Origin of the sequence: Pseudomonas gregormendelii, from assembly GCF_017114825.1 — a bacterium.
Lineage (GTDB): Bacteria > Pseudomonadota > Gammaproteobacteria > Pseudomonadales > Pseudomonadaceae > Aquipseudomonas > Aquipseudomonas gregormendelii.
This window is the reverse complement of the sequence record NZ_JADEVO010000014.1, coordinates 38,371-57,705: the sequence shown is the minus strand read 5'-3', so window position 1 is coordinate 57,705 and position 19,335 is coordinate 38,371. Positions and strand designations below refer to the sequence as shown.

General features: G+C 61.1%; 19 protein-coding genes. 11 read left to right on the top strand and 8 right to left on the bottom strand.

Annotated features, from left to right (window positions below; all coding sequences use genetic code 11):
- Positions 1-146: 146 nt before the first annotated feature.
- Positions 147-2,756, bottom strand: coding sequence for a bifunctional aconitate hydratase 2/2-methylisocitrate dehydratase (gene acnB / locus IMW75_RS12000; protein WP_205892754.1), 2,610 nt, complete (start codon positions 2,754-2,756; stop codon positions 147-149).
- A gap of 567 nt (positions 2,757-3,323) precedes the next feature.
- On the opposite strand from acnB, the gene IMW75_RS11995 reads away from it, so the two are divergent.
- Positions 3,324-3,794: a DUF1289 domain-containing protein gene (locus IMW75_RS11995; RefSeq protein ID WP_010459705.1), complete on the top strand. Its 471-nt coding sequence runs from the start codon at positions 3,324-3,326 to the stop codon at positions 3,792-3,794.
- Between the two features lie 102 nt (positions 3,795-3,896).
- Here the strand turns inward: IMW75_RS11995 and IMW75_RS11990 are convergent, their stop codons facing one another.
- A complete protein-coding gene (locus tag IMW75_RS11990; RefSeq protein WP_045061625.1) occupies positions 3,897-4,760 on the bottom strand; it encodes a universal stress protein in 864 nt (287 codons plus the stop codon).
- A 161-nt stretch (positions 4,761-4,921) separates the two neighbouring features.
- Here IMW75_RS11990 and IMW75_RS11985 point away from each other — a divergent pair, with 161 nt between their 5' ends.
- On the top strand, positions 4,922-5,530 hold the full coding sequence (locus IMW75_RS11985; protein WP_205892724.1) for a MiaE family protein: 609 nt from the start codon (positions 4,922-4,924) through the stop codon (positions 5,528-5,530).
- 110 nt (positions 5,531-5,640) lie between these two features.
- Here IMW75_RS11985 and IMW75_RS11980 read toward each other — a convergent pair whose 3' ends face one another.
- Positions 5,641-6,129 (bottom strand): GFA family protein, encoded by a 489-nt coding sequence (locus IMW75_RS11980; protein WP_205892723.1) that lies wholly within the window; start codon positions 6,127-6,129, stop codon positions 5,641-5,643.
- A 46-nt stretch (positions 6,130-6,175) separates the two neighbouring features.
- Positions 6,176-6,580, bottom strand: a complete 405-nt coding sequence (locus IMW75_RS11975; RefSeq protein ID WP_205892722.1) for a PaaI family thioesterase — start codon at positions 6,578-6,580, stop codon at positions 6,176-6,178.
- Between the two features lie 304 nt (positions 6,581-6,884).
- On the opposite strand from IMW75_RS11975, the gene IMW75_RS11970 reads away from it, so the two are divergent.
- From IMW75_RS11970 to IMW75_RS11960, 3 genes are all read left to right on the top strand, one after another.
- Positions 6,885-7,769, top strand: a complete 885-nt coding sequence (locus IMW75_RS11970; protein WP_045061621.1) for a LysR substrate-binding domain-containing protein — start codon at positions 6,885-6,887, stop codon at positions 7,767-7,769.
- Positions 7,770-7,869: 100 nt separating this feature from the next.
- Positions 7,870-8,994, top strand: coding sequence for an agmatine deiminase (aguA, locus tag IMW75_RS11965; protein ID WP_205892721.1), 1,125 nt, complete (start codon positions 7,870-7,872; stop codon positions 8,992-8,994).
- Between the two features lie 2 nt (positions 8,995-8,996).
- Complete coding sequence (locus IMW75_RS11960; RefSeq protein ID WP_205892720.1) at positions 8,997-10,094, top strand: extracellular solute-binding protein; 1,098 nt, start codon at positions 8,997-8,999, stop codon at positions 10,092-10,094.
- Between the two features lie 20 nt (positions 10,095-10,114).
- Here IMW75_RS11960 and IMW75_RS11955 read toward each other — a convergent pair whose 3' ends face one another.
- Positions 10,115-10,741 carry a DNA-3-methyladenine glycosylase family protein gene (locus IMW75_RS11955; RefSeq protein ID WP_414704647.1) on the bottom strand — a complete coding sequence of 209 codons (627 nt, stop codon included), beginning with the start codon at positions 10,739-10,741 and terminating at the stop codon, positions 10,115-10,117.
- A complete protein-coding gene (locus IMW75_RS11950; protein ID WP_205892719.1) occupies positions 10,738-11,841 on the bottom strand; it encodes a bifunctional transcriptional activator/DNA repair enzyme AdaA in 1,104 nt (367 codons plus the stop codon). The genes IMW75_RS11955 and IMW75_RS11950 overlap by 4 nt, the downstream gene beginning before the upstream one ends.
- Positions 11,842-12,022: 181 nt before the next feature.
- Here IMW75_RS11950 and IMW75_RS11945 point away from each other — a divergent pair, with 181 nt between their 5' ends.
- Entirely contained in the window at positions 12,023-12,610 is a 588-nt protein-coding gene (locus IMW75_RS11945) for a LysE family translocator (RefSeq protein WP_045061617.1), read from the top strand.
- Here IMW75_RS11945 and IMW75_RS11940 read toward each other — a convergent pair.
- Positions 12,592-13,434, bottom strand: a complete 843-nt coding sequence (locus tag IMW75_RS11940) for an AraC family transcriptional regulator (RefSeq protein ID WP_205892718.1) — start codon at positions 13,432-13,434, stop codon at positions 12,592-12,594. The genes IMW75_RS11945 and IMW75_RS11940 overlap by 19 nt on opposite strands.
- Positions 13,435-13,668: 234 nt before the next feature.
- Between IMW75_RS11940 and IMW75_RS11935 the strand changes: the two genes are divergently transcribed.
- From IMW75_RS11935 to IMW75_RS11915, 5 genes are all read left to right on the top strand, one after another.
- Positions 13,669-13,917: a transmembrane sensor/regulator PpyR gene (locus IMW75_RS11935; protein ID WP_205892717.1), complete on the top strand. Its 249-nt coding sequence runs from the start codon at positions 13,669-13,671 to the stop codon at positions 13,915-13,917.
- A complete protein-coding gene (locus IMW75_RS11930) occupies positions 13,917-15,071 on the top strand; it encodes an NnrS family protein (RefSeq protein ID WP_205892752.1) in 1,155 nt (384 codons plus the stop codon). The genes IMW75_RS11935 and IMW75_RS11930 overlap by 1 nt, the downstream gene beginning before the upstream one ends.
- Positions 15,072-15,245: 174 nt before the next feature.
- Positions 15,246-15,701, top strand: a complete 456-nt coding sequence (locus tag IMW75_RS11925; RefSeq protein WP_045061614.1) for a (2Fe-2S)-binding protein — start codon at positions 15,246-15,248, stop codon at positions 15,699-15,701.
- Between the two features lie 19 nt (positions 15,702-15,720).
- On the top strand, positions 15,721-17,889 hold the full coding sequence (locus tag IMW75_RS11920) for a xanthine dehydrogenase family protein molybdopterin-binding subunit (RefSeq protein ID WP_205892716.1): 2,169 nt from the start codon (positions 15,721-15,723) through the stop codon (positions 17,887-17,889).
- Between the two features lies 1 nt (position 17,890).
- Positions 17,891-18,469: a hypothetical protein gene (locus IMW75_RS11915; RefSeq protein ID WP_205892715.1), complete on the top strand. Its 579-nt coding sequence runs from the start codon at positions 17,891-17,893 to the stop codon at positions 18,467-18,469.
- 63 nt (positions 18,470-18,532) lie between these two features.
- Here IMW75_RS11915 and fabI read toward each other — a convergent pair whose 3' ends face one another.
- Positions 18,533-19,327: an enoyl-ACP reductase FabI gene (gene fabI, locus IMW75_RS11910; protein ID WP_205892714.1), complete on the bottom strand. Its 795-nt coding sequence runs from the start codon at positions 19,325-19,327 to the stop codon at positions 18,533-18,535.
- Positions 19,328-19,335: the final 8 nt, after the last annotated feature.

Below are 19,335 nucleotides of genomic sequence, written 5' to 3'. Positions count from 1 at the left end.
GATCAAAGGATCGCAGCCTTCGGCAGCTCCTACGGGTAAATGCATTCCCCTGTAGGAGCTGCCGCAGGCTGCGATCTTTTGATCTCAGGGCATAAAAAAACGCCGCTCATCTCACGATGGGCGGCGTTTTTTATTGCGCTGTAACGTTAGGCTTGAACGACCGGGATGTTGGCGTTCGCTGCGGCTTCACGGAACTCGGCGATCTGGTCGAAGGACAGGTAGCGGTAGACATCAGCCGCCATGCTGTCGATCTTGCCAGCGTATTCCATGTACTCCTCGACGGTCGGCAGGCGACCCAGAATGGAAGCCACCGACGCCAGCTCAGCCGAAGCCAGGTAGACGTTCGCGCCGTCACCCAGACGGTTCGGGAAGTTACGGGTCGAAGTCGACACGACGGTCGAATTCGGCTCTACACGGGCCTGGTTACCCATGCACAGCGAGCAGCCCGGCATTTCCATGCGCGCGCCAGCCTTGCCGTAGATACCGTAGTAGCCTTCCTCGGTCAGTTGGTGAGCGTCCATCTTGGTCGGCGGCGACAGCCACAGACGGGTTGGCAGCTGACCCTTGACCTGCTCCAGCAACTTGCCCGCAGCGCGGAAGTGGCCGATGTTGGTCATGCACGAACCGATGAACACTTCGTCGATCTTCTCGCCAGCAACGCTGGACAGCAGACGGGCGTCGTCCGGATCGTTCGGCGCGCAGAGCACAGGCTCCTTGATGTCGGCCAGGTCGATTTCGATGATTTCAGCGTATTCGGCGTCAGCATCGGCAACCATCAGCTCAGGGTTGGCAACCCAGGCTTCCATCGCTTGGGCACGACGCTCCAGGGTACGCGCATCGCCGTAGCCTTCGCCGATCATCCAGCGCAGCAGGGTGATGTTGGAGTTCAGGTACTCGGTGATCGACTCTTTCGACAGCTTGATGGTGCAACCGGCAGCCGAACGTTCGGCCGAGGCGTCGGACAGCTCGAAAGCCTGCTCTATGCTCAGGTCGTCCAGGCCTTCGATTTCCAGGATGCGGCCGGAGAAGGCGTTCTTCTTGCCTTTCTTTTCAACGGTCAGCAGGCCAGCCTGGATCGCGAAGTAAGGAATGGCGTGAACCAGGTCACGCAGGGTGACGCCCGGTTGCATTTTGCCTTTGAAACGCACCAGGATCGATTCCGGCATGTCCAGTGGCATGACGCCAGTGGCTGCGGCGAACGCTACCAGGCCGGAACCGGCCGGGAACGAAATGCCCATTGGGAAACGGGTGTGCGAGTCACCACCGGTACCGACGGTGTCCGGCAGCAGCATGCGGTTCAGCCAGCTGTGAATGATGCCGTCGCCTGGACGCAGGGAAACGCCGCCGCGGGTCATGATGAAGTCTGGCAGGGTGTGGTGGGTGGTCACGTCGATCGGCTTTGGATAGGCCGCGGTGTGGCAGAAGGACTGCATCACCAGATCGGTCGAGAAGCCCAGGCACGCCAGGTCTTTGAGTTCGTCACGGGTCATTGGACCGGTGGTGTCCTGGGAGCCGACGGTGGTCATCTTCGGTTCGCAGTAGGTACCAGGACGAACGCCTTTGCCTTCTGGCAGGCCGCAGGCCTTGCCGACCATTTTCTGTGCCAGGGTGAAGCCTTTGCCGGTATCGACAGGTGCTTCTGGCAGCTTGAACAGGTCGGTTGGACCCAGGCCCAGTTCGGCACGGGCCTTGTCGGTCAGGCCGCGACCGATGATCAGCGGGATACGGCCGCCGGCGCGAACTTCGTCCAACAGCACCGGAGTCTTCATTTCGAAGGTGGTCAGGACTTCGTCAGTGCCGTGTTTGCAGACTTTGCCAGCATGCGGATACAGGTCGATCACGTCGCCCATGTTCATGTTGGTGACGTCGAATTCGATCGGCAGGGCGCCGGCATCTTCCATGGTGTTGTAGAAGATCGGAGCGATCTTGCTGCCGAAGCAGAAACCGCCAGCACGCTTGTTCGGGACGTATGGCACGTCGTCGCCGAAGAACCACAGCACCGAGTTGGTGGCGGATTTACGCGACGAACCGGTACCGACCACGTCACCGACGTAGGCGATAGGGAAACCTTGACCGCGCATTTCTTCGATTTGCTTCATCGGGCCGGTCTTGCCTTGCTCGTCCGGCACGATGCCTTCGCGAGCCATTTTCAGCATGGCCAGGGCGTGCAGCGGGATGTCCGGGCGGGACCAGGCGTCTGGGGCAGGGGACAGGTCGTCGGTGTTGGTTTCGCCGGTTACCTTGAACACGCGCAGGCTGATCTTGTCGGCCAGGGTCGGACGGTTGCTGAACCACTCGCCGTCAGCCCAGGACTGGATCACGCCTTTGGCGTGTTCGTTGCCGTTGCGGGCTTTTTCCGCGACATCGTGGAACGCATCGAACATCAGCAGGGTGTGCTTGAGCTGAGCGGCTGCAACAGGGGCCAGTTCGGCGCTGTCGAGCAGGTCAACCAGGGTCACGATGTTGTAGCCGCCCTGCATGGTGCCGAGCAGTTCAACAGCGCGCTTCTTGTCGATCAGAGGGGAAGTGGCTTCGCCTTTGGCGAGGGCAGACAGGAAACCGGCCTTTACATAGGCGGCTTCGTCCACGCCTGGCGGAATGCGATTGGTGATCAGGTCAACGAGGAAAGCTTCTTCGCCAGCCGGGGGATTCTTCAGCAGCTCGACCAGGCCTGCAGTTTGTTCGGCGTTAAGCGGCTGGGGAACGATACCCAGTGCTGCACGCTCTTCGATATGTTTGCGGTAGGCTTCAAGCACAGTTATTACCCTCATCAGTGGTCCCAAATGGGTGTCCGGGACGCTCATCCCGAAATTGCCGTACTCATGCGCTGCGCGGCGTTGTGGGCCGCTTAGCCAGAATTACCGACAATTCCTTACAGAAGCTGCTTTCAAAGTTTTACGCCTGCAGAACGGGGAGCTGATGAGGGTTGGCGTTGGGCTTTTCCCCGCTGGAAAAACCCTTCGCCAACACCGCTCTGAAGGAACGACTGTGCTCGTGACGCTTTGAAAACAGCTTCTAACGGACATTGGCGCCTTAAAAGGCTGGCTGATTCTACGGCAAAAAAAAATTAAAGGTAAGTGAGGGTCTATTGGACTTTGGTGGCGAGTCGCGTTGTGCGCCTACGTGTGCGAGGCAAGGCGCGGGATGCCGCTAATGGTTGTTCCCTTGGCAAATCCCGCAACGCAGCTTCGCGCACGTAGGCGCGCAACGCGGCCGGTGCCAAAGTCCAATAGACCCTCCGCCCCTCAAGATTGAGGGGTGATCAATTTTAGACAAAGGGCTAACATGCCGACCTGTCCTGCTTTCCCGTGTTCTCCTTAACTATGCCCAATCAGACCATCAAGACCCCCTGCGTCGGCCTCTGCTCCACTGTTTACGGTGACCTGGTGTGCCGTGGCTGCAAGCGTTTCCATCACGAAGTGATCAACTGGAATGGTTACAACGAGGAGGAGAAGCGCGCGGTGTGGCTGCGTCTGGAGCAGCTGTTGTCCCAGGTCATGGCCAGCAAGCTGGAGATTTTCGACCCCCAGCGCCTGCGGCTGCAGCTGGAACAGCGCAAGATTCGCTTCGTGCCGCACCAGTCGGAATATTGCTGGGCCTATCAGCTGATCGCCCGGGGGGCTCGGGTGATCAACAACCTGGAGGCTTACGGGATGGTGCTGATGCCGGAATTTCGCGACTGGAACCTGCCGGAGCTGCGCGATGCGATTGATCGGGAGTTCTTTTTGCTCTCGGAGGCGCACTACCAGCGCTATATCGCACCGGGCTTCCTGAAAGACGCCTTCGGCGGCTGACTTTAAAGTCAAAAGATCGCAGCCTTCGGCAGCTCCTACATAGGCTTGCGTTCATCCTGTAGGAGCTGCCGAAGGCTGCGATCTTTTGATCTTGCTTTTGCTTTAATGCCGCGCCACCACCTCTTCCAGATGATCCTCGATCTCCTGCGGCTTGAGCACCAGCACATCACTCTCCACCGCATCCAGCACCACCTCTGCGGTATTGCCGATCAACGCCCCCGACAACCCTGACCTCGCCACGGTGCCAATCACCGTCACCACTGCACGCAGCTTGTGCGCCATGAACGGAATCAGCACGTCAGCCGGCCCTTCCTCGATGTGCAAGTGCTGATCGTCGATGTCGAACTCGGCCTGGAACGCCCGGCATTGTTCGCGATATCGCGCCTCGATGGTTTCGCTGAGTTGAAAGGTGGGGTCCGCCGACGACAGCATGGGCGACGGATGGGCACTGATCACGTGCAGGCGGGCCTTGGCCAGGCTGGCGATGTCGTAGCCATGATCGATGATGATGTTGTGCAGGTGCCGGTGCTCCAGGTCGGTGTTGCCGACATCGATGGCCGCCAGAACCACCCCGTCCTTCCACGGATGGGCAGTTTTCACCAGCAGCACCGGGCACGGGCAGTGCCGCAACAGTTTCCAGTCCGCCGGCGTCAGCAGGGCTTTTTTCAACGGGCTGTCGGGGAAGTGCTGCTTGATCACCAGGCCGCAACCTTCAGCCTGCTGCACATCGATGATGGTTTCATGCAGGCTTTCGTTCCACGCCTGCTCGGTGGTGACGCTGTAGCCATCCGCCAACAGCGCCGCCTTGAGCACGCCGAGCATGCCGCCATGGTCGTGCTTGCGGTCGCACACCAGCAGATGCAGATGCGCCTGGGTCACGCCGGCAATCAGTTTTGCGCGTTTGAGCGCGAGGCTTTCCGAGTGTTCGGGCTCGATGACCACCAGGATGCTGCGGATGGCTTGCATGATCGGGATCTCCGGGAGATGGAAAAATGCTGCGTGGGACAACTATAGTTGCTGGCCACGCATCCGGGACTTGATGCATATCAACGGTAAGCGACTGGTGGTCTGGCGGCAGGCCGGTATAATCGGCGCCCTTCGTTTTGTACCTTCTTTGCGTGAGCCCCATGATCCTTCCCGAAATTCACGAGTTCCTCGGCTGCCGCACCCCCGACGGCTGGGTTCAAGCCGCGCTGGCGGATCAGGAAACACTGCTGATCGACCACAAGAACTGCGAATTCAAGGCGGCCAGCACGGCGTTGAGCCTGATCGCCAAGTATCACTCACACGTCGATCTGATCAACCTGATGTCGCGCCTGGCTCGGGAAGAGCTGGTGCACCACGAACAGGTCATGCGCTTGATGAAGAAGCGCAAGATCGAGCTGCGCCAACTGTCGGCCGGGCGTTACGCCTCGGGCCTGCGCAAGGTGGTGCGTAGCCATGAGCCGGTAAAACTGGTGGATACCCTGGTGGTCGGCGCATTCATCGAAGCCCGCAGTTGTGAGCGTTTCGAAGCCCTGGTGCCACATCTGGACGAAGAATTGGGCAAGTTCTATTTCGGCCTGCTCAAAAGCGAGGCCCGGCATTTCCAGGGTTATTTGAAACTGGCTTACCAGTATGGGGATGCGAAGGATGTTGCCCAGGTGATCGACCGGGTGCGTGCGGCCGAGCAGGAGCTGATCGAATCACCGGACGTGGAGTTCCGTTTCCACAGTGGCATCCCAATCGCCGCATAACCCCCGTATGAACGAGGCTTTCCCGCGAAATCGCCATCGCGGGCAAGCCATGCTCCTGCAAAAAACGTCATCCGCAAGGCAGTAGAACCGCTTCACCACAGAGACTGTGATTACTTTTCCAGACCGAGGCGTATATGCCAATCGGCAATGGACTCCTCGGGGTAGACGTCGAACTGCTGGTCCTTGGGCTTCACCTCAACCTCCACCCACGACGCTTTCGAACCCAGCATCAAATGCGTGTGCTCCGGTGGCACCGGCAGCGCGGTGTCGATGGCCGAGGCAAACGGATGAATCAACTCCGGCCATTTCGGGCTGAACAGCCACAACCCAGTCCCGCAAACAGAACAGAAATGCCGCTCGGCGGTGCTGTTATGGGCGCGTGTATCACCCTCGTCCTTGAGCCGCGCATGGTAGATCGCGATGTGCTTGCGCCCGCGCACCTTCAGGCTGCCGGCGTCGCCACTGAGATTGATCGCATAACCGCCGCCGCCCTGGGTCTTGCGGCAGATCGAGCAGTAGCAACGCTGGTAAGGGTAGGGATGAGCGCTGGTGAGGCTGAACGACACCGCGCCGCAATGGCATGAACCTTCGAGCTGCATGAGGACCTCCGGCTGTTCTCGAATCGATTCAAGACAGCCTAGACCCTTAGCGACTGTCGACCGGCACCAGAATCGCGTCGCCGGTCGCCACCAGTTTTAACGGGTCACCGGTTTGCGCGAACAACTCGGCGCGGGCGAACACCTGCTTCTTCCCGGCCTTCACCACCCGCCCCTTGGCGATGAACACTTCACCGACAGCGGGTGCCAGGCAGTTGACTGAAAAATGCGACGCCAGCACGTTGCCGGCGACCGTCCCGGCGGCAAAACCGCAGGCGGTGTCGAGCAACGCGGCGATCAGGCCGGCATGCAGGAAGCCGGCGTACTGCGCCATGTCGGTTTCGCGAAAAACCAGGGTAAGTTCGGCTTCACCGCTTTGGGCGTAGGTGACTTCGAAGCCGGCCCAGCGGTTGAAGGCTGAGGTTGAGTTGGTCTGTTTGAGTGCGTTGAGCATGGCGAATCCCTCCGGTTGAGGGATCAACATGCGCCGGGTTCGGGGGGAAGTCATGGTGGATAAAGGAGGGTGATGGGCGGGTGGAGTTGCGCTGAATGGACTGCTGCCAAAGGTACTGCTGCATATAGGTGGTGTAGGTGTAGAACGCCTGCAGGAGCTGCCGAAGGCTGCGATCTTTTGATCTTTTTTGGCGCGGCGGCTTAAGATCAAGATCAAAAGATCGCAGCCTTCGGCAGCTCATACGGGGGTGGACGTGTGCCAGTTACCGGGTCAGCATGACCGCCTCGAGACAGAGCCTTGATCAATGCGACGACTACCCTCCCTGGCAGCACTCAGAACTTTCGAATGCGCCGCTCGTCACGCTCATTTCGGCCGGGCGGCGGCGGAGTTGTGCGTCACCGACAGCGCCGTCAGCCATCAAATCCGTCAACTCGAAGAACAGTTGGGCGTGTCGCTGTTTATCCGCGAAGGTCGGCAGATTCGCCCGACCATGGCCGCCGGGCGCCTGATGCAGAGTTTGCAGCAGGCTTTCGAACTGATCGGCGAGGCCTGCGATGAACTGCGGGATCCGTCATCCCTTGCTGTGTTGCGCCTGGCGGTTACCGCCGAACTGGCGCAGAAATGGTTGATGAGCCGCCTCACGGATTTCTACGCGCGCTATCCGCACATCACCTTGCACCTCTACGAACAACCGATCGACGCCACCGCGCCGGGGGAAGACATCGACCTGGCGATCACCTACGGCACCGGCCCGGTGGACAGCAGCGCCTACTTCGTGCGGCCCTTGCCGGCGTTGCAGTTCTTCCCGGTGTGCAGCCCCAGCCTATTCAACCAGGGTACGCTGAAAACCCCGAAAGACCTGGCCCGTCACTGCCTGCTGCACGACGATCAGGACGGCAAGACCTGGACCGCCTGGCTCACCAGCCATGCCGGCGACCAGCGCCCGGAGCGACAGCTGTATTTCGCTCACGCCGGGTTGGCGCTGGAGGCGGCTGCCCAGGGGCAGGGCGTGGCCATGGGCGATAACCTCACGGCACAGGAAGACCTGCTCAGTGGGCGGCTGGTGCGACCGTTCGCGGCCAACATCACCGCGCTCGGCCAATACGCCCTGGTCTGTGAACGGGTCCGGCTGGAGCGTCCGGCCGTGGCTCAAATGCTGGATTGGTTCAACGATCAGTTGGCCGATTGATGAGTTAAATTCAAGCATCCCGAAATAATCATCGTTGGCGAGGAGGGCGCTGGCGACCTTAGCCTGTGGTCATTCCAATCCCCGCTGATGAGGTATGCCCATGGCACGTTTGCTCGATTCCACCCCCAAACAAGACGGCTTCCGCCTGCCCGGTGAATTCGAAACCAAGTCCGGCTGCTGGCTTGGCTGGCCTGAGCGCACCGACGTTTGGCGCAACGGCGCCAAACCTGCGCAGAAAGTCTGGGTGCAGATTGTTACCGCCATTTCCCAGAGCGAACCGGTGACTGTGTGTGCCTCCGCCGCACAATTCGCCACCGCTCGCCGTCAATTGCCGCCGCAAGTGCGGGTCGTAGAAATGACCTGCAACGACACCTGGTTTCGCGACAGCGGCCCGTGCTTTGTGGTCAACGATGCCAGCGGCGACGTGCGTGGCGTGGATTTCGAGTTCAACGCCTACGGCGGTCTCGACGGCGGCTTGTATTACCCGTGGGACAAGGACGACCAGATCGCGAGCAAGATCCTCGAAATCGAACGTTTCGACCGTTACCGCGCGCCGCTGATTGCCGAGCTCGGTGGCATCCAGAGCGACGGCCAGGGCAGCATCCTGACCACCGAGCAGTGCCTGCTCAACCGCAATCGCAACCAGCTTTTGGGCAAGGAGGAAGTCACCCGACGGCTGACCGATTACCTCGGCGCCGAGCAAATTATCTGGTTGCCACGGGGCTGCAAGTTCGACGAAACCGATGGCCATGTCGATGACCTCGCTTGCTTCGTCCGCCCCGGCGAAGTGGTACTGCAATGGACCGATAATCGCGATGACCCGCAGTGGGAAATCTACCAGGAGGCCTACGACATCCTGCGCAGCACCCGGGACAGCCGTGGTCGTGAGTTGACCGTGCACAAGTTGCCGCAACCGGATGTGCTGGAATGGACCGGCGAAGAAGCCGAGGGCCTCGATCAGCAGGACAGCACCCACACCCGCCAGGCGGGGACGAAAATCTGCGCGTCGTACATCAACTACTACGCCGGCAATACCTCGATTGTGGTGCCGTTGTTCGGTGATCGGCAGGATCAGACCGCGCTGGCAACCCTGGCCGAACTGTTCCCTCGGCACAATATCGTCGGCATCGAAAACTCCCGGGAAATCCTCCTCGGTGGTGGCAACGTCGCCTGCATCACCATGCCGCAATACGCCGGCACTCCTGACCACAAGAAGGGGGTTTAACCATGGGCCTGCACAAACTGACTCAAGCGTTGTTGCTGGTGCTTGCACCCCTGTGTGTGCAGGCCGCCGACACCGCCAAACCGGTGGTCAACCTGTACATCTGGGGCGAGTACCTGGCCCCGGACACCCTGAGCAACTTCGAAAAACAGACCGGCATTCGGGTGGTGGCCGATCACTTCGACTCCCTCGAAACCGTCGAGACCAAACTGCTGACCGGCCACAGTGGTTATGACCTGGTGCTGACGGCGGGGCAGCATCTGTCCCGGGCGATCCAGAGCGGCGCAATCCAGACGGTGGACAAGCAGCAACTGCCGCACTTTGCCGGCGTCGGCGAGGAGTTCCGCCAGCACATGGCGGTGTTCGATCCGGGCAACCGCTACGCCGGGATATACGCCTGGGGCACCACAGGCGTGGGTTATCAGGAGGAGGCGGTCAAGCAGCGTCTGCCCGACGCGCCACGGGACAGCTGGGCGATGTTGTTCGATCCGACCGTGGTGTCGAAATTCGCCGATTGCGGGGTCACCCTGCTCAACGACCCTAACGAAGTATTTGCCGCGGTCATGAAGTACATGGGCCTGGACATCAACCGCCAGAGCCTGGATGACCTGAAACTCGCGGAACAGCAATTAGCCAAGATCCGGCCTTACATTCGCTACTTCGACAACGACCTGAACATCAGCGACCTGGCCAACGGCAACACCTGCGTGGCGATGTCCTGGAACGGCAACGTGGCCATTGCTGCCGGTCAGGCTACGGCGGCGAACAAACCGTTCAAGTTGAGTTACCGGATCCCGAAGGAAGGCACGTTGATCTGGTTCGATGCCATGGTCATCCCCAAGGACGCGCCGCATCCGCAGGCAGGGCTGGCGTTGATGGACTACCTGATGACGCCGCAGGTGATTGCGCCGATCACCGACACCATTCATTACGCCAATGCAATTACGGCAGCGGATGGGCTGATCGATCCGGCGATTCGCAATGATCCGGGGACGTATCCCTCGGCTGAGGTAAGGGCTTCGTTGTACAGCAAGAATGACAATGGGAAGGCGTTTAACCGGGCGTTGATTCGGGCGTTCAGTCGGTTGAAGTCGGGGTTGTGACGGGCTTTGGGTGATGCGGCCTACTTGCTAGGTACCCGCCACAAATACCAGCAAGCCACTGTCCGATAAGGCTTCCAATCCAACCCGATCTCAATCATCTGCCGGCGAGTAGGCTGCACCTGCAAACCCTTCAACCGCCGATACCCCTCACGCACCCCAAAGTCATCCGCCGGCAAAATATCCGGGCGCTCCAGGCCGTAGATCAGCAGCATCTCCACGGTCCAGCGGCCAACCCCGCGCAGGGTGATCAAGCGCTCGATCAGCGCTTCATCGTCCATCATCCGCGCGGTGTTGTAATCGAGCACCACGCCACTCACCGCCGCTTCTGCGATGCCCTGAATGGTCGCTATCTTGCTTGCCGAAAAACCGCAGCTGCGTAGCGCGTCAAAATCAGTCGCGATGATCTGCTCCGGGCGCGGAAAATTCCCTGGGGGGAACAACGCCAGTAAACGCCCGATGATCGCGTCGCCGGCCCGGGCATGCAGTTGTTGGTAGGCAATCGAGCGCACCAGGGATTCATAGGGATCCCGCGCCGGATGTGGCTGATGCAGGCAGGGACCAATGGTGGCGATATGTTGGCGCCAGTCGTCATCGATGCCGGCCAGAAACTGGCTGGCAGCCGACCACGCGTCGGGCAGGGCGCTCATGCTTCTTCGCGCGCCATGCCCGGCAGGCTCAACTGGCTGAGCTGCAGTGCCGCGTTCTCCAGGCGCAGCAGGAATGCCTTGCGCGGCTGGCCGCCGCCGTAGCCAGTCAGCGAGCCATCGGCGCCGATCACCCGGTGGCAAGGGACGACGATGGAGACCCGGTTATGCCCGTTGGCCAGGCCGACGGCGCGGCTGGCGCCGGGTTTGCCGAGAATCGCGGCAATGGCGCCATAGGTACTGGTCTGGCCGTAGGGGATTTTGACCAGCTCGGCCCACACCTGCCTGGAAAATTCGCTGCCTGGCAGATGCAGCGCGACCCTGAATTCGCAGAGCTTGCCGGCAAAGTATTGCGCCAGTTCGTCTTCGATCTGGCGCAAATGGGCGTTATGCCCGGGCGCTATCACGTAGCCATAGCGGTTTTGCAGCGCTTCAAGCTCACGGGTCAGTGCCGGTCGGTCAAGAAACTCAAGCATCACCAGCCCGCGCCGCTCCGCCATGGCGATCATCGGCCCCAGGGGCGTGGTCAGGCGGGTGAAGAGCAGTGGCTCACTGTCGGCTGCTTTGCCTGGGGTGATGTGGAATGACTTTTGAAACGCGTCGCGAAAACCGCTCAGGGATTCATAACCCGAATCGAACGCCGCGTGGTCGATGGACTCACCCTGGCGAATGCCGCCTAGCGCCATGCCCAGTCGGCGGGTGCGTAGCCACGCGTGGAAGGTCATGCCGAAATGCTGTTTGAACCAGCGCCGAAGTTTCAACGGCTCGATGCCCTCGGCCAGCAGTTGCGCATCGGACCATTGTCGATCCGGGGTGGCTTCTACCGCGCCCAGTAGCTTTTGCACCCAGTCCGGGGCAATGGCCGCAGCGTCCAGTGGCTTGCAGCGCAGGCAGGCACGATAGCCCTCCGACAGGCATTCATCGGCATGGGCGAAGAACTCGACATTCTCCGGTTTCGGTTTGCGTGCCGTGCAACTGGGACGGCAAAAGATGCCGGTGGTCTTGACCGCGGTGAAGAACACCCCCTCGTAGGCGGTGTCACGTTCAAGCATGGCGCGGACCATCTCGTTGCGGGGCGGTAAGGAAGCGTTTTGTAGGTTCATGGCGTGAGCATAGGGGGCGTCGCGCCGGGGCTCCACCGGTAAATCGACAAAGAATTCGCCCGGAGCGTCAGGAGTGCTCCTGCGGCAGGTGCGTGCGCCTGCCGAGGGGTGTTTTGTTCAATACTCGGCGGTGGCGATTTCTTAGTCTGGGGGCCAATTCAACCGAGTGAAGAGGTTTGCGATGAGTCTGATTGTTTCCATGGCCGCGTTTGCGCTGGTGGCTTCGATCACCCCCGGGCCGGTAAATATTGTGGCCTTGAGCTCCGGCGCGCAGTTTGGCTTGCGCGCCAGCCAACGGCATGTTCTGGGCGCCACCTTGGGTTTCGTGGTGTTACTGCTGTTGATGGGGCTGGGGTTGCATGAAGTGTTGCAGCGCTGGCCGGCGCTGACGCAAGTGGTAAGACTGGCGGGGGTGGCATTCCTGCTGTTCATGGCCTGGAAACTGGCGGCCGACGATGGCCAGGTCGATGCTGCGAGGTCAACCCGCGCGCCCTCGATGCTGTATGGCGCGATCATGCAGTGGCTCAACCCGAAAGCCTGGCTGGCCTGCGTGGCGGGCATGGGCGCGTTTGTCGCTGACGGTGAGGCGCGGCTGGTCTGGCAATTTGCGGCGGTGTACCTGGTGATCTGTTATCTGTCGGTTGGGTGCTGGGCCTACGCCGGGACTTTTTTGCGCGGGTATCTGAACAACCCGCGGGGGATGCGCCTGTTCAATCGGGCGATGGCGGCCTTGCTGGTGATGAGTGCGGGTTATCTGCTGTTGCCTTGATATTGGCCGGGCGTAGCGGCCAGGTGGTGTTTGAACGCACGCTGAAAATGTGCCTGATCGGCAAATCCCGCTTCAAGCGCCACATCGGCAATCAACTTGCCGCTGCGCAGGCGGTCCTGGGCAAACTGGATGCGGCGATTGATCAGGAAGGCGTGGGGCGTCATCCCATAACGTTGTTTGAACGCGCGGATCAGATAAGACGGCGATAACTGGGCGGCCGCGCATATGTCTTCAAGCTTGAGCAACCGAGTGCAGTTGTCGCGAATGAAATCCGCTGCACGTTCCAGCTTGAAGTTGGGTTCACGCAGCGCTGGCCCGGCCGGGTTCAGCCGCAGCTGCAGGTCACTGAAAAACTCCACCAGGGCGCTGTGTTTCTGCAGGTGGTCCTGCTGCGAATCAATCAACGCCTCATACACCCCGACCAGTCCCTCAAACAGGCTGGCATCGCGCACGTGCGTAAGGGCAAAGTGGCGAAACGCCAGGTCGGGACTGAAGCCCAGTTGGTGCTGCAGATCGGTAAGCCACGCCGTGTCGACATAAAACATCAGGTACGACCACGGCTCATCGTCGATGGGGTTGCAGGCGTGCACGTCGCCAGGGTTCATCAGTACGACGGTGCCGACGCTGACTTGCGACTGCACTTGATCGTGGAGATAGGTACTGCGTCCAGCCGTGATCGCACCGATGGAAAAATGCTCGTGGGAATGGCGCGTGTAACACACCTCGCGACCATCGACGATGGAGCGCGCTTCGACAAAGGGCAGGGCATCATCGCGCCAGAATAGCGGACGTTGATCTTCATTCCTGGCAACCGCGCGCTTCATATTCGAATCCTGGGCAGGTGAGTCGTTGAGTGTAATGGCTCCTGCGGCCAAAGGCTCGCCCTGGTGAATATGTCTGGCATAGTCATTCGGACAACACATGGAGTCATATCGACCTCAATAAACGATTGTCATTATGACTTGCTGCACGCCATCTTATTGATTTTCAAGGCCCTGGATGTTGGCACGAGACTTGATATATCACTCGTACCCGAACACCTTCAGGAGTACCGGAAAATGTTCAGCTTCTTCAGTCATCCCCAGAATGTTCTGCACCTGTCCAGCCGCATCCTTGGAGCCGGTCTGGCCCTGCTCGGGGCCGGCATCTATGGCGCGTATTTGTACGGCGGACATCTGCCTATCCCTGCCTTGGTGTCGTTTCACGCCATGACCATCATCGGGCCCACCCTGTTGAAGATCGGCTACGTAATGCGCCTGTTATCCCAGCATCATCTGGGTCAGCGCCTGACAGGGGTATGCGCTTGATGCGCGCCTTGGGTTCGGCACCACTGTTCAGTCACGGCTTTCGCCCGTTTTTCCTCGCCGGAGCCGGCTTCGCGGCGGTTGCCGTGGCCGTCTGGGGCTTGTGGTTGTACGGACGGTTGCCGGGTGCGCAGCCCATCGGCGGGATGTTGGCCTGGCATCGACATGAGATGCCGTTCGGTTTTGCTGCGGCAATCATCGCAGGCTTTCTCCTCACGGCAGTGCCCAACTGGACCGGTCGCCCGGGGCTCCACGGCTGGCCCCTGATTGGGCTGGTGCTGACCTGGCTGCTGGCGCGGCTGGCGTGGATGATGCCGTTGCCAGCCGAACTGCTGATCGCCACCCAGGTGCCTTTCCTGCCGTTGCTGGCATGGTTCATTGGAAGGGACCTGGTCATGTCCGGCAAGCGCGACAACTACCCGGTTCTGCTGGTGATCGCGCTGCTGGCGGGTTGCCAGTTGATGACCCTGGCCGGTATGGCGACCGACAACGTCGATCTGCAGCGTCGTGGTGTGCTCGCGGCGTTGTGGCTGGTAGGCGCGTTGATGAGCGTGATCGGTGGCCGGGTGATTCCGTTCTTCATTCAGCGCGGCTTGAATCGTCTGCCAGCGCCTGTGACCAACCCCTGGCCCACTCGCATCCTGCTCGTCGGCGGGCTGCTCGCAGCCCTGTCGTTCGCGGCCGGGTTCAACGACGTCCCCAATCCTTGGCTGTCTGGCCTGTTTCTGCTGATCGGGGGCTTGCACCTGCTGCGCCTGTGGCGTTGGCATGATCGAGGTATCTGGGGTGTACCGTTGCTGTGGTCGCTGTACCTCGCATATGCCTGGCTGGTAGTGGCGGCGCTGGCGATGTCGCTGTGGCATGCCGGCCTGATGTCGCAGCAGAGTCTTGCCAGTCACTCGCTGGCCGTCGGCGGGGTCGGCGGGTTGATCCTGGCAATGATTGCCCGGGTCGGTCTAGGACACACCGGGCGAGCGCTGACAGCCTCGAAACCGATCGTTCTGGGGTTTGCCCTGCTGATGATTGCGGGCGTCTGTCGGGTGCTGCTGGTACCGTTTTCCACCAGCGGCCTGGGCTTGTCGGCGCTGCTGTGGTGTGCGGCCTTTGTACTTTTTCTGTTGAGCTATACCCGGATTCTATTGCGGCCCAGGGTGTAGCGCTTGCCGGCCAGTGCACACTCGCTGGGCCCTTTAATGACATGACCGGTGGTCGATGAACCGGTCTCGCCCGCTATTTTGCGCTTAGCTGTAGGGATAACTCGAGGCGTGCGTGGGCATTGATCGGCCACAGCGACGCTCCTTCAGAACACCGTGAGTCTGAGGAAACCCGCAATGCTGACGCTTAACATCAATGGCAAGGACCAGGCTCTGGATGTCCCTGCGGACATGCCGCTACTGTGGGTGCTGCGGGATGTCGCGCACCTGACTGGAACCAAATTTGGCTGTGGCATGGCGCAATGCGGCGCCTGCACCGTGCACGTCGACGGCGCGCCGCTGCGATCCTGCATTACGCCCGCCACAGCCGTGGCCCATGGGCAGAAGATCCTCACGATTGAAGGCCTGTCCGCCGATGGTTCTCATCCCGTGCAGCAAGCCTGGGCCGAACTCGACGTGGTCCAGTGCGGCTACTGCCAGTCCGGGCAGATCATGTCTGCCGCAGCCTTGCTGGCAAAAATCCCCAAGCCCACCGACAGCGATATCGACCAGGCACTGTCCGGCAATATTTGCCGTTGCGGCACCTACCCGCGTATCCGCGCGGCAGTCAAACGCGCAGCCGACATCGGTTGATTTCCGGGGAGGGCAGGTCATGAACAGCAGTCATCCGCTGTCGCGTCGGGGGTTTCTCAAGGGCAGTGCCGTGCTTGGCGGCGGGCTTGTCGTGGCCTTTGTCATTCCCGGTGCTCACCGCTTCGCCCTGGGCGCGGAGAATCAGGGCAATGTATTTGCGCCGAATGCGTTCTTGCGAATCGGCAACGACAACAGCGTCACCGTGCTGCTCGGGCACTCGGAAATGGGCCAGGGCATCTGGACCGGCCTGACCATGCTGATCGCCGAGGAACTGGACGCCGACTGGTCGAAAATCCTCGTCGAACATTCCCCGGCGTCGGCCGCTGATTATGGTCTGGCCGGCTTCGGCGGGATGCAGATCACCGGCGGCTCGACCTCGACCTGGATGGAGTTCGATCGCTACCGCCAGGCGGGTGCGGCGGCGCGCTTGATGCTGATCGACGCGGCGGCCAAGCGCTTCAATGTCGCGCCCTCGACGATCCGTACCGAATCGGGGGTGGTCATCACCGCAGATAATCGGGTCACCTACGGTGAACTGGCCGATGAAGCCGGCCAGTTGCCGGTGCCGGACCCGGCCTCGATCAAGCTCAAGGAGCCCAAGGACTGGAAGCTGATCGGCAAACCCACCAAGCGCCTGGACACGCCGGAGAAAATCACCGGCAGGGCCAGGTTCGGCATGGATGTGCAGTTCGAAGGGTTGATGACCGCTATGGTTGCTCGCACGCCGGTGTTCGGTGGCCACGTCCAATCTTTTGAAGGCGCCGAGGCGCTGGCGATACCGGGCGTGCACAAAGTGGTGCAGGTGCCCAGCGGAGTGGCGGTGATCGCCGATCACTATTGGGCGGCGAAGCTGGGGCGCGATGCACTCAAGATTGACTGGGACCTGGGGCCCAACACTGGCCTGGACAGCCAGCAATTGCTGGAAAGTTTCCGCAAGCTGGCCGGCAGCCCGGGCCTGCCCGCGAGTAAGGCCGGGGATGCCAAGGCCGCCCTGGCCAAGGCGGCGAAAACCATCGATGTCGAATACAGCGTGCCTTACCTGGCCCACGCACCGATGGAACCGCTCAATTGCACGGTGAAAATCACCCAGGACAAGTGCGAGATCTGGACGGGCACCCAGTTTCAGACGCTGGACCAGATGATCGCCGGAAAAATTACCGGCTTGAAGCCCGAACAGGTGGAGATTCATACCGAGTTCCTTGGAGGTGGCTTTGGGCGCCGGGCCAATCCGACTTCGGATTTTGTCGCCGAAGCGGTGCAGGTGGCCAAGGCCGCAGGCGCGCCGGTGAAGACGGTGTGGTCCCGCGAAGACGACATCCGTGGCGGCTATTACCGCTCGGCATTCCTGCATCAGGCGCGCATTGGCCTGGATGCGGGTGGGTTGCCCATCGCCTGGCAGCATGTACTGGTCGGGCAGTCGATCATGGCCGGCACCATGCTCGAGGCCACGATGGTCAAGGACGGCATCGACAAGACCTCTGTCGAGGGCGTGGCGGACAGCCCCTATCTGCAGCACCTGGCCAACCATCAGGTCGAACTGCATTCGCCGAGCACGGGAATCAATGTGCTGTGGCTGCGTTCGGTGGGGCATACCCATACCGGATTCGTCATGGAATCACTGATCGACGAACTGGCCGAGGCGGCGGGCCAGGATCCGGTGGAGTACCGACGAACCCTGCTCAAGCAGCATCCGCGGCATCTCGGCGTGCTGAACCTGGCAGTGGAAAAAGCCAACTGGAAGGCAACGTTGCCGGACGGCCATGCGTTGGGCGTGGCGGTGCACGAGTCATTCGGCAGTTACGTCGCCCAGGTGGCCGAAGTGTCCCAGGACAACCTGGCGATTCGCGTGCATCGGGTGGTGTGCGCGGTGGACTGCGGCATTGCGGTCAACCCGCAGAGCATCGCGGCGCAGATGGAGTCGTGCATTGCCTTCGGCCTGGGGTTTGCCCTGCACAGCAAACTCACCTTCAAGAACGGCAAGGTGGAGCAGTCCAATTACCACGACTATCAAGTGCTGCGCCTCAATGAGATGCCGGTGGTTGAAGTGCATATCGTGCCCAGTACGGAGAAGCCCGGGGGGATCGGCGAAGCGGGTGTGCCGCCGACGGCACCGGCAGTGGCGAACGCCGTATTCGCCTTGACCGGGCAACGTCTGCGGGAACTGCCGCTGCAACTGTCGGGGGTGTGAGATGAAACGACATCTGATGCTGGGCGCGGTCATGCTGCTTGGCCTGGTGGCTTACACCGAGGACCTGTTCGCGGACGACAGTGAAGCGCTCAAGGCCTTCGATACCGTGCAGAAAGTCTTCCAGAGCCCGCGTTGCCAGAATTGCCATATTCCGGGGGATTCGCCGCTGCAATTCGATGCCGGCACGCCCCATGGGATGAATGTCGTGCGGGGTATGGACGGCAAGGGTGCAGCAGGTCTGCCTTGTGCCACCTGTCACGCCGAGGCCAATCCGCCGGCCAGTTACGGCCCCAATGCGCCACCCGGTGCGCCCCACTGGAGCCTGCCGCCGGCCGCCCACAAGATGGCCTGGATCGGCCTGCCGGCCGATCAGCTGTGCGCAATGATCAAGGATCGCAAGGCCAACGGCGACCGTGATTTCGCCGCGCTGATCAAGCATGTCAGCGACGACAAGCTGGTGCTCTGGGGCTGGAACCCGGGAGCTGGCCGGGCGCCAGTGCCGGTGCCGCACGATATTTTTGTTGCCCAGTTCAAACTGTGGGCGGAGGCGGGAGGGCCATGCCCGGTCCGGGGCATCTGACTCAGCGCTGAACCCAAAAAAAACCCGCCGAAGTCGGCGGGTTTTTTATCGGCTAACCGAAGATTACTCTTCCAGGCTACCCATCGCAGTGGTGTTGAAACCACCGTCTACGTACATGATTTCACCGCTGATGCCGGACGCCAGGTCCGAGCACAGGAAGGCGCCGGCGTTGCCGACTTCGTCGATGGTGACGTTACGACGCAGCGGGGTTTGCGCTTCGTTGGCGGCCAGCATCTTGCGGAAGTTCTTGATGCCGGAAGCGGCCAGGGTGCGGATCGGACCGGCCGATACGCAGTTGACGCGGGTGCCGTCCGGGCCCAGGGAACCGGCCAGGTAACGTACGCCAGCTTCCAGGGAAGCCTTGGCCATGCCCATCACGTTGTAGTTCGGCATGGTGCGCTCGGAGCCCAGGTACGACAGGGTCAGCAGGCTGCCGTTGCGGCCCTTCATCATTTCGCGACCGGCCTTGGCCAGGGCTACGAAGCTGTAGGCGCTGATGTCGTGGGCGATGCGGAAACCTTCACGGGTGGTGGCTTCGGTGAAGTCGCCGTCCAGTTGGTCGCCGGGAGCGAAACCTACGGAGTGCACGATGCAGTCCAGGCCGTCCCACTTCTTGCCCAGTTCAACGAAGACCTTGGCGATTTCTTCATCGCTGGCCACGTCGCACGGGAAGCACAGGTCCGGGTTGGAACCCCAGCTTTGTGCGAACTCTTCGACACGACCCTTGAGTTTGTCGTTCTGATAAGTGAAGGCAAGCTCAGCGCCCTCGCGATGCATGGCGGCAGCGATGCCGGATGCGATGGACAGCTTGCTGGCGACACCGACGATCAGTACGCGCTTACCGGCGAGAAAACCCATGTGTTGCT